12 protein-coding genes are annotated in these 13,759 nt (G+C 75.5%); 10 read left to right on the top strand and 2 right to left on the bottom strand.

All coding sequences use genetic code 11. The features are described from left to right. The first annotated feature begins 51 nt into the window (after positions 1–51). Positions 52–1,197, top strand: a complete 1,146-nt coding sequence (locus MNY60_RS04035) for a glycosyltransferase (protein ID WP_242354933.1) — start codon at positions 52–54, stop codon at positions 1,195–1,197. Here the strand turns inward: MNY60_RS04035 and MNY60_RS04040 are convergent. Continuing rightward, positions 1,158–3,473, bottom strand: a complete 2,316-nt coding sequence (locus MNY60_RS04040; protein ID WP_242354931.1) for an RND family transporter — start codon at positions 3,471–3,473, stop codon at positions 1,158–1,160. The genes MNY60_RS04035 and MNY60_RS04040 overlap by 40 nt on opposite strands. A gap of 139 nt (positions 3,474–3,612) precedes the next feature. Between MNY60_RS04040 and MNY60_RS04045 the strand changes: the two genes are divergently transcribed. From MNY60_RS04045 to MNY60_RS04070, 6 genes are all read left to right on the top strand, one after another. After that, positions 3,613–4,476 (top strand): phosphate/phosphite/phosphonate ABC transporter substrate-binding protein, encoded by an 864-nt coding sequence (locus tag MNY60_RS04045; protein WP_242360074.1) that lies wholly within the window; start codon positions 3,613–3,615, stop codon positions 4,474–4,476. After that, positions 4,473–5,144 (top strand): hypothetical protein, encoded by a 672-nt coding sequence (locus MNY60_RS04050; RefSeq protein WP_242354927.1) that lies wholly within the window; start codon positions 4,473–4,475, stop codon positions 5,142–5,144. Before MNY60_RS04045 ends, MNY60_RS04050 begins: the two co-directional genes overlap by 4 nt. Further along, positions 5,141–6,157 (top strand): hypothetical protein, encoded by a 1,017-nt coding sequence (locus MNY60_RS04055; protein WP_242360075.1) that lies wholly within the window; start codon positions 5,141–5,143, stop codon positions 6,155–6,157. The genes MNY60_RS04050 and MNY60_RS04055 overlap by 4 nt, the downstream gene beginning before the upstream one ends. A 126-nt stretch (positions 6,158–6,283) precedes the next feature. After that, the gene (locus MNY60_RS04060) at positions 6,284–6,943 is read left to right on the top strand and encodes a hypothetical protein (RefSeq protein ID WP_242335184.1); all 660 of its coding nucleotides are present in this window, start codon (positions 6,284–6,286) and stop codon (positions 6,941–6,943) included. A 79-nt stretch (positions 6,944–7,022) separates the two neighbouring features. Beyond that, positions 7,023–7,376, top strand: coding sequence for a DUF2277 domain-containing protein (locus tag MNY60_RS04065; RefSeq protein WP_242354923.1), 354 nt, complete (start codon positions 7,023–7,025; stop codon positions 7,374–7,376). A gap of 10 nt (positions 7,377–7,386) precedes the next feature. Beyond that, on the top strand, positions 7,387–8,622 hold the full coding sequence (locus MNY60_RS04070) for a DNA glycosylase AlkZ-like family protein (protein ID WP_242354921.1): 1,236 nt from the start codon (positions 7,387–7,389) through the stop codon (positions 8,620–8,622). A gap of 90 nt (positions 8,623–8,712) precedes the next feature. Here the strand turns inward: MNY60_RS04070 and MNY60_RS04075 are convergent, their stop codons facing one another. After that, the gene (locus MNY60_RS04075; RefSeq protein ID WP_242335175.1) at positions 8,713–10,587 is read right to left on the bottom strand and encodes a hypothetical protein; all 1,875 of its coding nucleotides are present in this window, start codon (positions 10,585–10,587) and stop codon (positions 8,713–8,715) included. A gap of 233 nt (positions 10,588–10,820) precedes the next feature. Here MNY60_RS04075 and MNY60_RS04080 point away from each other — a divergent pair, with 233 nt between their 5' ends. The 3 genes from MNY60_RS04080 to MNY60_RS04090 are packed head-to-tail and all read left to right on the top strand — an operon-like array spanning position 10,821 to position 13,754. Further along, on the top strand, positions 10,821–12,434 hold the full coding sequence (locus MNY60_RS04080) for a vitamin K epoxide reductase family protein (protein ID WP_242335172.1): 1,614 nt from the start codon (positions 10,821–10,823) through the stop codon (positions 12,432–12,434). Next, positions 12,431–13,120, top strand: coding sequence for a hypothetical protein (locus tag MNY60_RS04085; protein ID WP_242335169.1), 690 nt, complete (start codon positions 12,431–12,433; stop codon positions 13,118–13,120). The genes MNY60_RS04080 and MNY60_RS04085 overlap by 4 nt, the downstream gene beginning before the upstream one ends. Beyond that, positions 13,110–13,754 carry a hypothetical protein gene (locus MNY60_RS04090; RefSeq protein ID WP_242335166.1) on the top strand — a complete coding sequence of 215 codons (645 nt, stop codon included), beginning with the start codon at positions 13,110–13,112 and terminating at the stop codon, positions 13,752–13,754. The genes MNY60_RS04085 and MNY60_RS04090 overlap by 11 nt, the downstream gene beginning before the upstream one ends. Positions 13,755–13,759 lie beyond the last annotated feature (5 nt).

A 13,759-nucleotide genomic window follows, 5' to 3' on the forward strand; every position in this document is an offset into this window, starting at 1 on the left:
CCCGGTCGGGGCGCCTCGCAGCGGTCGGGACTCGCGATTACTCTCGGTCGGATGCAGCCCTACCGCCGCCTTCGCATCGCCTTCGTGGCGGACACCTTCGATTCCGCCATCGCGGGCGGCGTCCGCTCGGCGTTGCGGTTCGTGGAGGCGCTCCGCGAGCGGCACGACGTGACCGTCGTCGCGGCGGGCGCCCAGGGCGACGGCACGCTGGCGCTCCCCGCCTTCTACCTGCCGCTCGTCGGCCGGTTGATGCGGGAGAACGGCTTCGTCTTCGCGGTCCCCCGCCGCCGGACGCTCGAGGCGCTGTTCCGGCGCGTGGACGTGGTCCACGTGCAGTTCCCCTTCTGGCTCGGGCTCCGCGCCGCGGGGATCGCGAACGCAGTCGGCGCTCCGCTCGTCTCCGCCTTCCACGTGCAGCCCGAGAACCTCCTCTACAACGTCGGCCTGCGCTCCGCGCGGCTCGTCGACTGGACGTACCGGCTCTTCCTCTCCCGGCTCTTCGACCGCTCGGCGGCGGTGGTGTGCCCGAGCCCCTTCGCGCTCGAGGAGCTGCGCGTCCACGGGCTCCGCGCGCCCGCCGAGGTGATCTCGAACGGCATCCCGCCCGGCTTCGGGCCCACGCCCATGGAGCGCCACGAGCGCCACCGCGGGAAGCTCCTCGTCGTCGCCTCGGGCCGGCTCGCGCGGGAGAAGCGGCTCGACGTCACCGTCGAGGGCGTGCGGCGCTCTCGTCACGCGGACCGCATCCAGCTCGTCGTCACCGGCCGGGGCCCGGAGGAGGAGGCGCTCCGGCGCCGGGCGGCGACGCTGCCCGTCCCAGCCGAGGTCGGGTTCGTGAGCGAGGACGAGCTCCGCCGGCTCCTCGTCACCGCCGACCTGCTCGTCCACGCGTCGGAGGTGGAGCTCGAGGGGATGGCGGTCCTCGAGGCGCTCGCGTGCGGGACGCCTGCCCTCGTCGCGCGAGCCCCGCACAGCGCCGCCCGCCAGTTCGCCGTCTCGGAGGAGTTCCTGTTCGAGCCGGGCGACCCGTCCGACCTCGCGCGCCGGCTCGACCTGCTCCTCGACGCGCCGGAGCGCCTGCGCGAGGCGCGCGCGCGGTGCCTCGCGCTCGCCGCAGGCTTCCGGTTCGAGGACTCGGTGCGCCGGCTGGAGGCGCTCTACCTGCGCGTGGCGCGCGGGAGCGCCGTGGCGGGCTGAGCGGACCCGGTCCGAGGGCGCTCGCGCCGCGCGAGCCAGAGCGCGGCGGGGAGCGCGCTGAAGTCCGCGAGCATCGCGAGCAGGAACGCCGCCGCGGTCACCACCCCGAACTGCCGGATGGGCGGGAAGCTCGAGAACGAGAGGCCCAGGAAGCCGGCCGCGTTGATGAGCGTCGCGAACGCGATGGGCCGCCCCGACACCCGCAGCGCGTGGCGGAGCGCGCCGTCGAGCCCACCCTCCCCTTCGCCCTCGTGCAGGTGGTGGAAGAAGTGGATCTGGTCGTTCTCCGTCGTCCCGAGCACCGTGGTCGCGATGAGGATGGTCGCCACGTTGAGCGGCGTGCCCGTGAGGCGCATCCCCAGGAACGTGACGAGGATCGCGAAGACCGAGGGGATCATCGCCATGAGCCGCGCCGCGGCGCTGCGGAACACGAACAGGAACACCACGAAGATGAGCGCGGCCGTGATCGCGAAGCTCTCCGCGAGCGTGGGCACGAGGCTCGCCCCCACCTTCGCCTGCAGCAAGGACTCGCCCACGACGCGCATCGACGCGCCCTCGAGGGCCGGCGTCCCGCCGGCCGCCCGCGTCCAGTCGGCGGCGAGCGCGGCCTCGAGCGCGCGGAAGTCGCGCTCCTCCGTGCCGCGGAACACCACCGTGAGCTGGGCGTTCGAGAGCGAGCCGGCGTCGATGAACGCGCGGAGCTCCGGCTCCGCGAGCAGGAGCTGCTCGACGTCCCCGGCGAGCGCCGCGAACGCCTGGGGGTCCGCGGGGAGCGTATCGTCCCCGGACGCGAGGTAGCGGCGCATCCGCAGGAAGGTGGTGGGGCCGACGACGGACGTGACGTCCCGCTCGCGCTCGGCCGCCGAGGCGAAGCGGTCGAGGGCGTGCAGCACCTCGGGATCGGTCACCGCGCCGCGGGTGCGCACCCAGACCCGCGCGACGTTCAGCCCGCCGACGTGGTCGCGGTAGTAGACGATGTCCCGGTGGATGGGGAGCGAGGCGTCCACGTAGTCGAGGGAGTCCACGCCCACCCGCATCGGCGCGAGCCGCCCCGGGACGCCGGTGATCGCCACGAGCCCGATCGCCGCGAGCGCGAGCGCTCCCGGCACGAGCACCCAGCGCAGCCGCCAGGTGAAGAACGGGAGGGCCCCCGCGAGCCGATCGTAGAGGCGGCTGCGGACCGGGACGGCGCGGCCGGTGGGCGTCCGGAGCGCCTTCTGCAGCGCGGGGAAGAGCGTGAACACCGTCACCCACGAGAGGGCCAGGCCGGTGGCGGTCCACAGGCCCATCTCGCGGATGGGACGGATCCTCGAGACGGCGAGCGCGGCGAAGCCCAGCACCGCCGCGAGGGTGGAGGCGGTGACGGGCAGGAACTTGTTCGCGAGGGCGAAGAGCTGGTGCGCGTCGACGTCCACGTCCTCGGGCTGATCGACGAACCGCGACTGGACGTAGACCAGGTTCGCGAGGGTGGTCACCATCACCGTGAGCGGGACGAGCGCCGAGACCACCGTGAACGTGAAGCCGAGGAGCCTCCCCGCCGCGACCGCGAGGGCCACGGCGGTCCCGAGGGCCACGACGACGGCGACGAGCGTCCGCCACGAGCGGTAGAGGAACAGCACGAGGGCGACGACGAACAGGCCGAACACCGGGAACCACCGGAGCGACGCCTCGCGCGAGGCCTGCTCGATCCACGCCTCCACCCACGGCGCGCCGACCCGGCGGACGCCCCGCACGGCCGCGTCGCGCGGCGCGCGATCGACGGCGGCGTCCACCGCGGCGAGGAGCGCGTCGCGCCGCGCCGGGTCGGCCGCGTCGAGCGCCACCGCCAGGCCCTGGAACCCGTCGCCGACGAGCCCCTGACGGCGGAAGAACGAGGTCCCCGTCGCGAACGCGCGGAACGCCGCGGCCCCGGCCGGGGTCGGAGCGAAGCCCGGGTGGGCGCGGCGGTAGACGTCGAGCGCGGAGACCGGCGTCACCCCGGGGATCGCGCGGAGCGCGTCCTCGAGCGCCAGGGTCTCCGCGAGCACCTCGGGGCGCCAGGGATCGTCCGCCTCGAGGAGGAGGAGCACGATCGGGCGCTCGGGGAAGATCGCCTCGAACTGGCGGGTCGCGACGTAGTCGGGATCCGAGGGGACGATGAGCCCGGAGATGCCCGCGTCGGAGCGGATGCCGACCGCGAGCGCCACGGCCACCGCGGCGAGGAGCGCGTACGCGGCGAGGATCGGCGCGCGCAGCGCCACGATCCGGGTGAACACGCGGAGCAGCCGTGGGCTCATCGGCTCGCCGCCACGTACAGTGAACGCCTGGTCAGCCGGAGGGCGCGGCGCATCTCGCATCCATAGCGGACCCGGACGGAACGACCGAGGATACTCTTGGGCCCCGGCTCGCCCCGGGCAGGTGCGCTAGGTTCACGGGGTGAGCCTCGGACGTCACCGGTACGTACGGGCGGCGGCGCTCGCGGCCTCGATCGCATGCGCGACCGCGGTCGCGGCGGCGGCGGCGCCGTCGAAGATCGTCTTCTGCGCGCCGGGGTCGCCTGGCACGACGCTGGAGGCGCAGGGCGCGATGGACGCCTTCGCCGCGGCCGCGGCGGCGACGGCGGGGCTCCCGGCCGGCGCGCTCGGCGCGACCTACGAGCCGCTGGAGGACGCCGGCCTCGCCCGCCTTCGCGCACCGGACGCCGCCACCGCCGTCGTCTCCCTGCCGTTCTTCCTGAAGCACGAGAAGGCGCTCGCGCTTCGGGCAGAGCTCCAGCCGGTGCCGCAGGGGAGCGCGGGGCTCGAGCGCTGGAGCCTCGTCCTCAAGAAGGGACGCGGCGCGACGGCCGCGGCGCTCGAGGGCTACACGATCCTGTCCTCCGCCGGGTTCTCGCCCGGGTTCGTCCGCGGGCCTGCGCTCGGCGCGTGGGGCCGGCTGCCGGCGAGCGTGCGGATCGTCCAGTCGACCGCGGTGCTGTCGGCGCTGCGGCGCGCGGCGGCGGGTGAGCCGGTCGCCGTCCTCCTCGACGGCGCCCAGGCGGCGGCGCTCCCGAACCTCCCGCTCGCGTCGGAGCTGGAGGTGGTCGCGCGCTCGCCGTCGCTCCCGGTGGGGATCGTCGCGACGGTGGACCGGCGCATGCCGCCGGCGCAGTGGGCGAAGCTCCGCGCCGCGCTCCAGGCGCTCCCGTCGGACGCCGCTGGGGCCGAGGCGCTCGCCGGCATCCGGATGTCGCGCTTCGAGGCGGTGGATGCGAACGCGCTCTCCGCCGCCCGACGGGCGTATGCGGAGGCGCCGCGGTGAGGGGCGGCGCGCGCGGCACGCTCGCCCTCGCGCTGGCCGGAGCGCTCGGCGCCGCCGCCCCTGGCGCCGCTCCCGCCGCGGAGGCAGCGCCGGGCGCCGGCCGCGAGGCCGACGATCCCCTCGGCGCTCACGACGGATCCCGCCACGCGCTCGCCGCCGGGCCCCACGCGACGACCTTCTTCAGCGAGGAAGGCAGCCAGTACACCTTCCTCTCGGGGAGCGTCGGCTACCTCGGGTCGCTCGGCGTCAACGGTCCCTTCGTCCACCTGTTCGCGCTCCTCCCGCTCCAGGCGCGCCAGGACGGGCGCGTGTACGCGACCGGTGACTATTACCGCCGCCGGTCGGGAGGGGATTTCCTCGTCGGCTGGCAGTGGCGCTGGTCGGTGCGCGCCGATCTGGAGGCGGAGGCGGGCCCCGGGCTGCACGGGACGCTGGTGTACCTCCCGGGCAAGCCGGGCTATCGCGACTTCTCGGCCCTGCCGCTCGGCGTGGGCGGAGGGGCGATCCTGCGGTGGAGACGGGGCGACCACGGCTTCTCGCAGCCCATCACGGTGGGCGCCTACTGCGCGCTCGCGTACGACCTGTACGATCCGTTGCGGGCGGACGACCTGGCGCACGGATTCACTTTCAGCACGGGCTTCCTCCTCGGCCTGGGAGTCGCGCGGTGAGCGCGCGCGCGCGCCGTCGCGGTCCCGCCCCTGCGGCGGCCCTGGTCGCTCTCGCCCTCGGCGCCTGCGGCCCCTACGCGGAGGTCGCGCAGAAGCTCGACGTCACCGCGCGCGTCGCCGGGGACACCTGGATCGCCGCCGACGGGGCGGAGGTCCGCGTCCTCCTCGTGGGCACCTCCTCGAGCGACGGCTCGACCCCGTTCGCGTTCACCTCGATGCAGATGCCGATCTCGGCCGGCACCTCGGCGAGCACGCTCCAGGGGACGTGGGCGGAGACCGGGAGCGAGGGGCGCGCGACGCTGCGGGTCGAGCGGGAGTACACGCTCCCGGACGAGCGCACCACCTCGCTCCTCAGCCGGCGCGGCGCCTGGCGCACCGACGAGCGGCGCACCCTCCAGCTCACCGTCATCCGGGACGGCGGCCGGCTCGTGCTCGCCGGCGACGCCGCGCTCGCCGGGACCTACGCCGCCTTCGGCGCCGCGCTGGCGCGCCTCGGCACGGCGACGGCGCGGGACGCCGCCTGCGCGTTCCAGATCGCGAACCTCGGCATCCGCAGCTCCGAGATCCGCATCATCGGCTTCGGCGGTCCGGGGATGACGCAGTACCAGCGGGCCGAGACCTACGTCGGGACCGTCGCCGGCAACCTCCGCGTGTCCCAGAGCGGCTTCACGCACAACACGACCACGATCCTCTACTCGGCGTTCGAGGACCTCGGCGGTGCCCGCGTGGACGGCCCGCAGGTCACCGACGCCAACTCGGGCGGAGACGGGCACATGTCGGGCGTGCTCACGTTCGTCCTCCAGCCACGCTCGCCGGACGGCTCCGCCGCCACGCCCGTCACTGGCTCCATCGACTACGGCGGCGCCGGGAACCCCGCCGATGCCGTCCAGATCTCGAACGGGAGCGCCAGTGGAGGGGTGTACGTCGTCTCCATCGAGGGGGGCGGCTCCGCGCGGGTCAGCCCGGAGACGCCTCCGTCGCCCTCCGTGGCCGAATGCCTCCGCCTCCCGTGAGTGCCCGCCGGCACCGCCGGCTGCCCGTACACCTCCCGTGAGCCCTGCCGGCTGCCGCGGCAGCCCGTACATTGCAGCGGTGCGCCGGATCCCGGCGTGACGTGCTCGTGCACGAGAGGTGAATCCATGCGGAGGCTCTTCCTCGTCTCGGCGTTCTTGCTGGCGTGCGGCGGCAGCTCCAGCGACGGTGGTGGCGGCGGCGGCCTCTCGGGCACCGTCGGCGGGCGCTCCTTCACGCCCCGCGAGGTGAGGGCGATCCCGGCCGGGACCGGCACCACACCGTGCACGGTGCCGGTGCTCGGCCAGGTCGGCGTCCGGGCGCTCGCCCTCGACTTCGCGTCCTACGCCGACGCCTGCGGCGACTACGCGACGAGCCAGTGCAGGCTCCACGCGGGCGCACAGAACGTCACCCTCCTCTTCGCGAAGCTCGATCCGTCGGGCGCGGAGCCCACGCTCGCGGCGGGGACGTACACGGTCTACGGGAGCGCCACGACGGCCGTCCCGGACGGCACCGGACGGCTCACGGTCACCTTCGCCGAGTCCCTCGCGACGGGCGCGGCCCCGACCTGCGCGGGCACCCCCAGCCCGTCGGTGCAGGGCGGCACGCTCCGGCTCGACCAGATCACCGGCTCGGCCGTCACCGGACACGTCTCCCTCACCTTCGAGGACGGGAGCTCGCTCCAGGGCGACTTCTCGGCGCCCGTCTGTCCCGGGCAAGGTCCGGACATCTGCATGCTCGCGACCGCCCAGGCGCTCTGCACGGCGCCCCCGATCTGCATGCCTTAGCGCGGTCCAGTCGCCGCTCACGGAAGACGTGAACCCTCCCCGGCCCGGGATTACGAAAGGGCGAGCCTGGGAGGGACCCATGTGCCGCAACATCCGCGTCCTCTACCACTTCGAGCCGCCCACGACGGCTGAGGAGATTCGCGCCGCGGCGCTGCAGTACGTGCGCAAGGTGAGCGGACTCCGCGAGCCCTCGGCGGCAGATGCCCCGGCGTTCGAGCGGGCGGTGAGCGAGATCGCCGCGAGCACGGAGCGACTCCTCGGCTCGCTCCAGGCTCGGACGGCCGTGAGGACCCGCGAGCGCGAGCGGGAGCGGGCGATCGCCCGTGGCGCGCGGCGCGAGGACCGGCTTCGCGCGGCGCCCGCCCAGGGAGGACAGGAGGCTGCGACGCGCGGGGCCGTCGCCGGGCTGGCCGCCCGCAAGCCCAGGCGATAAGACGAGCGGCATGCCCGCCCCCGCGCTCCGGCGCGCTCGCCCGCGATCCAAGGCGACGGCGCTCACGCCGGCCGAGGCGCGTGCGTTCCTCGTCGGCCACCACGCCCTCGCCGCGCCCGAGCTGCCGCCGGGTCCGGCGGGGGTTCGCGCGCTCCTCGCCCGGCTCCGCTGCATCCAGCTCGATCCGCTCGATCCGCTGGGCACGAACGCCGACCTCGTGGCCCTCGCCCGCGTGGACGGGATCGCCAGGGGCGACGTCTACCGGCACCTCCTCCCCGGCCACGCCTTCGAGCACTTCGCGAAGGAGCGCTGCCTGCTGCCGGCGGCGTCGTTCTCCTGGTATCGGGCGGAGCTCGCCATCGAGGCGCCGTGGTGGTCGCACGCCGAGCGGCTGCGCCGCCTGCCCGCGGGCGTGGTCCAGAAGGTGCTCGACGAGGTCCGGGAGCGCGGGCCGATCGCCGCGGACGACCTCGCCGACCACGGCCGCGTCGAGCCGCTCGACTGGAGCGGCTGGCGGGGCACGCCGCGCGCCGCGAAGATGGCGCTCGAGGTGCTGCAGACGCGCTGCGAGGTCGTCGTCAGCGGGCGTGGTCCGCGCGGCAAGCTCTACGACGTGCCCGACCGCGCGCTGCCGGCTGCGGCCCGCACCCGCGTCCACCCGCCGGGGCGACCCACCGAGGAGCGGGTCGAGGCCTTCCGCCGCTGGGCGCTCCTCGAGCGCGTCGAGGCCGCCGGGCTCCTCTCGCGCGCCGGGGGCGCGACGTGGTCGATGCTGGATCCTGCCCGCCGGGCAGGGATCCACGAGGCGCTCCTCGCCGAGGGCGCCGTCGAGGAGGTCCAGGTGGTCGGCTCGACGCGCACCTACCTCGCGCCGCGCGGCTTCGCGGGGCGAAGGCACCCGAGCCCCGACGGCAGGCTCAGGCTGCTCGGTCCGCTCGACCCGCTCATCTGGGATCGCGCGCTCGTCCGCGCCGCGTTCGGCTTCGACTACAGCTGGGAGGTCTACCGGCCGGCCCACCTGCGCCGCTTCGGCTGGTACGTGTGCCCGCTCCTCCGCGGCGACGCGCTCGTCGGGCGCCTCGACGGCGCCGTCGAGAAGGGCGCGCTCCGGATCCGCGCGGTCTGGGCGGAGGCAGGCGGCGACCTCGATCGGCCCGCGCTCCTCGCCTGCCTCGAGCGGCACGCGGCGGCGTGCGGCGTGGAGCGCGTGCTCCTGCCGCGGCGCATCCGCGTGAACCGACCCTGACGAGCGGCGGCGACGGGGCGGGGGCGCAGCGCGAGCCGCTCCGCCCCCCGCGCGCATGGTCGGCTCGCGGTCCCCGAGCGGCCCTCGGCCTCAATGGAACGTGGACGCCGGCGGCTCGACGGGGTCCACGGGGTCCACGGGCGCGGCGGGCCCCGGCGGCACCTGCGCCTTCGGCCTCGGCCGCGTCAGGCTGACGAGGCGCTGCGGCACCCGCCGGATCTTGCCGCGCACCGTCCCCTCGAGCACCTCCACCTCGACGGGAGGCGTCAGCTCGTAGCGGTAGCCGCGGTGCGGGATGGGCTGCCTGAGCTTCATGCCGCGCCAGGTGAACTCGTGCACGAAGGGCTGGGCGACGAGGCCGTGGCGGACGTGGTCGCGGTGCTGCAGCAGGAAGGACGCGAGCTGCACCGCGGAGTGGTTGAACAGCCGGTGACAGCCGTGGCTCTCGCTGCCCAGGATCGACTGGTAGCTCACCGAGCCGTGGGTGCGGATGCCGTTGTCGTACCAGAGCGTGGCGCCCTCGGACTCCACCGGCCGGAGGTGCGGGAGCATCACGAGCCCGTAGGCCGACGCGTAGCCGGGCCCGAGGAGGTCCGTCTCGGGCAGCCAGCGCTTCGTGCCGTACGCCCGGTGCACGAGCGCGCGGGCCGGCGTCTGCGGCGGCGGCAGCCACGCCGGCGACGCGACGACGAACCGCCACAGCCGCTTGCCGACGTCGGAGTTCTTGTACCGGAGGCCCACCCGTCCACGCGGCCCCACCTCCTTCTTCCATCCGCCGATGGTGGTCGGCCAGCGCACGAGCGCGAGCTCCTCTCCGTCGCTGGTGCGCGCGTAGAGCGTGAGCGTGGGCCGGTGCGAGATCCGCCCGCGCCACGTCGGGAGCTCGTACCAGACGTCCCCGCGGTCGATCTCCGCCCGGAGCTCCATGTGCTCGGCGTGGTACGCGGGGACCGGCGGGAGCCGCAGGGCCACCGCGAGCTGGCGGGTGGCGCCGACGCCTCGCACGCGGAAGAACGCGGCGGCCGCGCCGGGATCGGTCCACCCCAGCGCCTGCGCAGCCGCCTCCGTCGCGGGAGACACGAGGTCCGGCGCCCCGTCCTCCAGCGCCTCGTACCGATCGGTGGCGTGGAACGCGTCCCCGTCGATGCGCCGGCCCAGGACGGTGCCGCGCGCCGCCGCCGCGCTGCCGTCCTCGATGAGGCCGGAGGCGTCGACCACGCGCGCGCGCAGGGACCGCAGGAGCGCGCGGAAGTCCAGCTCCCGGCTGTCCTCCGCGAGCGCCCGGCGGGTCTCGGGATCGAGCGTGCCGCGCGAGACGATGGCGTGCTTGCGCTGGTAGGCCTCGAGCGCCTCCTGCAGCCGCCAGCGCGGCGTCCGCTGCGCGCCGGGCAGGAGCCGCTCGCACTGGAGCCGCTCCTCGAGCGCGGCGAGCGCGCTCCTCACCGCGGCGGAGGGAGCGCCGTCCTGCGAGGACGGCCGCGGAGACGTCGCGAGCGCGTGGAGCGGCGTCGCGTCCACCGCCGCGTGACACAGGTGACGCTCCTCGTCGAGGAGCCGCGCCGAGAGCACCTGGAAGCTCGGGAAGATCCCGTAGAGCTCGAGGAACGCGTCGCGGCGCGCGCGCTCCCCGTCGGGTCCGGACGGGAACTCCTCGTTCGCCAGGGCGGCGTAGGTCGCGCGGTACGGCTGGGGCAGCTGCACCAGGTTCTCGGGATCCCGGAACACGAGCGGCACCCAGCCGTCGGACAGATCCACCACCGTGAGGCCCTCGCGCCGCGCGTCCTCCGCGCAGACGCGCCCCACCTCGCGACCCGCCTCGAGGACCGGGAGCGGGGAATCGCACGCGGGCGGCGTGTCGGCAGCCGCGAGCGGTGGGCTGGGCTCCACCGGCTGCGGCTGCGGCGGGGGCGCGCCCGGAGGAGGCGGCGGCTCGGCGAGGCAGCCGCAGAGCAGCACGAGGACCACGGGTGAACCGAGCAGGGACCTCCACGATCCCGGCGTCGAGCCGGCCACTCCACCTCGCCGAAGCACTCCGGAACTCTAGGGCCTCGGCGCGCCCGGACTCGATGTGTTCCTCGGCACACATCGCGGAGGGGCGGGCCGTGCACGCTCGGTGCCGCTCCCGCTGTGCGCCATCGGAGCAGAGCGCCGCAGCCCGGGTCCTTGACGTTCCAACGATCGCTTGCTTTGTCACCGTGATGACCACGCACGACCCGGCGTTCACGGAGCACCTGCACGGCGAGCCACCCGGGCGCGAGGAGCCGCGCGCCGGTCGCCCACCTCCGGGGCGGCGCGCCGCCTTCCCGCGCGCGGCCGTCGCCGTCGCGCTCGCGGGGGCGCTCCTCGGCGCGGTGTTCGCCGCGCTCAGCACGAGCGACTTCATGCAGCACCTCGATCGGCAGGTGCACGCCATCCACTGCTCCTTCCTGCCCGGAGCCGCGAAGGACGTCGCGGCGAGCGGCTGCAGGACCGTGATGATGAGCCCCTACAGCTCGCTCTTCCGCGAGAGCCTGTGGGGCGGGATCCCGGTGAGCCTCTGGGCGCTGGCGGTCTTCGCGTTCCTCGCCTATCGGGCCGCGCTCCTGCTGTGGCGGCGCCAGGCCTCCGCGGGCGACGCGAAGGTGCTGCTCGCGGCGGCCGCCCTGCCGGTGGCGATGTCCGTACTGTTCGGCGCGGTCTCGATCTTCTTGCTGGAGGCCGTCTGCAAGGTCTGCATCGGCATCTACGCCGCGAGCGCGCTGTGCTTCGCCGGCGCGCTCCTGGCGTACCGGGCCGTGCGCGCCGCGCCGGGCGAGGCGCGGTTCGCGGCGGCCCTGCTGGAAGGGACGGCGCTCGTCGCCGCGGTGACGCTGGCCTACGTCGCGTCCGTGCCGAGGCCGGATCCCCGCACCTCGACGCAGGGGTGCGGCGCGCTCGTCCACGCCGAGGACAACGCGGGCGTGATGATCCCGCTCACCGCCAGCGCGGGCGGGACCCCCTCGGTCGAGGTGCTCGATCCGCTGTGCGCGTCCTGCAAGGCGTTCGACGCGAGGCTCGCGGCGAGCTCGCTCGGCGAGCGCCTCGACCTGAAGGGCGTGCTGTTCCCGCTCGACTCCCGGTGCAACTGGATGGTGACGGAGGCGATCCACCCCGGCGCCTGCGCGGTCAGCGAGGCGGTCCTCTGCGCGGCCGGCGTCGGCCAGGGGCCGAAGAACGCCGCCGCCGCGGGGGCCGTGCTCCGGTGGGCCTTCGCCCGCCAGACGGAGCTCCGCGCGCTCGGCGCCCGCGACGAGGCCGGGCTGCGGGCCGAGATCGAGCGCGAGTTCCCCGCGGTCGCCGGCTGCCTCGGCGGCGCGCTCGTGAGGAGCAAGCTCACGAAGAGCCTGCGCTGGGCGGTCGCCAACGCGATCCCGGTGCTCACGCCTCAGCTGTTCGTGGGCGACGCGCGGATGTGCGACGAGGACACCGACCTCGGCCTCGAGTACACGCTCTCCCGCATGCTCTCGCCCGAGGCCGCGCAGGAGCGCGCGCGCAGGCGCGCCGCCGAGCCGCCGCGGCCTCCGCCCCCACCGCCGCGCGCGGACCTGCAGGCGAGCGCGGCCGCGGCGCCGCCGGAGGTGGAGCCCCAGCTCCGGACCCCCGCCGCTCCTCGCGCGGTGGAGGCGCCCCCGGCGGCGCCCGGTGCGGAGGCTCCCCCGCCCCCGCCGAGCCCGGCGGAGGCCGTGCAGGACGAGGCGCGCCCCGGACCGGCTCCGGAGCCGACCCCGTCCCCGTCTGACGCAGAGTCGCCGGCAGAGACCCCGAAGCCCTCGCACGTGGAGACCGAGCGATGAACGACACCTCGAGGCGCTGGATCCTGCTCGCCGCGGCGCTCGCGATCCCGGCGGCGCTCGTCGTCACCTGGGCCCGCGCCGCCCAGGCCCGGCTCGACGCCACGCAGGGCGCCGCGCGCGAGGTCGCGACGGCGAGCGTGTCGAACGACGCCTACTGCACGCCGGAGCTGAAGGCGATCGTCCGCCGCGTCGCGGGCGCGTGCGGGCTGCTCGACGGCGGCGGTGGCGGCCGCGGCTGCCAGCCCCTCCAGGCCAGGAAGGTCGCCGCGCTGTCCGGCAGCGACTTCAACGCGCTCTTCCGGCCGCTGGCGCACCGGGCGCACATCGTCCAGTTCGATCCCACGAAGGCGGAGCTGGATCCGGCGGCGCGCGCCCTCGTGGAGAAGGCCTGGAGCGATCAGCGCGGCGCCAGCTTCTTCTTCGTGGTCTCGCGCGCCAGCCCCGACGGCGACGAGCAGTACAACGAGGCGCTGAGCCGCGACCGCGCGAAGGCGGTGCTGGACCACCTCGACGCGAGGTTCCACGACGAGGACCTCAGGAAGCAGGTGGGCCTCCTGTGGCTGGGCGAGGAGTTCGCGCAGCTCCCGACCGAGTTCTGCGGCTGGGACCGCTCGCGCGCCGGGGCGTGCAGCCACGCCGACATCAACCGCAGCGCCTTCGTCGCCTGGATCGACTGTGCGATCTGAGCGGTTCGCGTGGACGGGGGCCGCGCTCCTCTCCGTCGCGCTCGCGCTCGCCTGCCAGGAGGGGCCCGGCGCCGGGGAGGCGGCCCTCCCGGAGCGCTTCGCCGGCGTGCGGAAGCAGGCCACCACGGCCGCGGCGGCGCAGAGCGCGTTCTGCGAGCGGAGCTATCCCGCCGGCGGCGAGGGCGCCCGCCGCTACGCTGCGCCCCCGCAGCGACCGCTGCCCGGCGCGAGCGATCCCGGCGGCGCTGCCGGCGCGCGGGGTAAGGCCTGGACCTGGGTGAACCTCTGGGCCACCTGGTGCACCCCGTGCGTCGACGAGCTGGAGCTGCTCCGCCGCTGGCGGGACGGCTTCGCGCGTGACGGCGTGGACGTCCGCCTCGAGCTCGTCAGCATCGACGCCGCCGACCGTGGGCAGGAGCTCGTCGCGTGGCGCGCGAAGGGGCTGCCCGGGCGACTTTCCTGGCTCCGCTCCGAGGGAGATCTCGGGCCGCTGCTCGACTCGCTCGGGGTGGAGCGGGACGCGATGATCCCGATCCACGCGCTCGTCGACGGCGCCGGCTGGATCCGCTGCGTCCGCGTCGGCGCGGTGCACGAGCAGGACTACGCCGCGGTGAAGGGGCTCCTCGGGCGCTGACCCCG

This window comes from Anaeromyxobacter sp. SG17, from assembly GCF_022690695.1.
Lineage (GTDB): Bacteria > Myxococcota > Myxococcia > Myxococcales > Anaeromyxobacteraceae > Anaeromyxobacter > Anaeromyxobacter soli.

What these genes read in the sequence shown, in the direction of transcription:
- MNY60_RS04085 (WP_242335169.1), top strand. Translation starts at nt 12,431, where the DNA reads ATGAACGACACCTCGAGGCGCTGGATCCTGCTCGCCGCGGCGCTCGCG.
- MNY60_RS04060 (WP_242335184.1), top strand. Translation starts at nt 6,284, where the DNA reads ATGCGGAGGCTCTTCCTCGTCTCGGCGTTCTTGCTGGCGTGCGGCGGC.
- MNY60_RS04080 (WP_242335172.1), top strand. Translation starts at nt 10,821, where the DNA reads ATGACCACGCACGACCCGGCGTTCACGGAGCACCTGCACGGCGAGCCA.
- MNY60_RS04065 (WP_242354923.1), top strand. Translation starts at nt 7,023, where the DNA reads ATGTGCCGCAACATCCGCGTCCTCTACCACTTCGAGCCGCCCACGACG.
- MNY60_RS04035 (WP_242354933.1), top strand. Translation starts at nt 52, where the DNA reads ATGCAGCCCTACCGCCGCCTTCGCATCGCCTTCGTGGCGGACACCTTC.
- MNY60_RS04070 (WP_242354921.1), top strand. Translation starts at nt 7,387, where the DNA reads ATGCCCGCCCCCGCGCTCCGGCGCGCTCGCCCGCGATCCAAGGCGACG.
- MNY60_RS04040 (WP_242354931.1), bottom strand. Translation starts at nt 3,473, where the DNA reads ATGAGCCCACGGCTGCTCCGCGTGTTCACCCGGATCGTGGCGCTGCGC.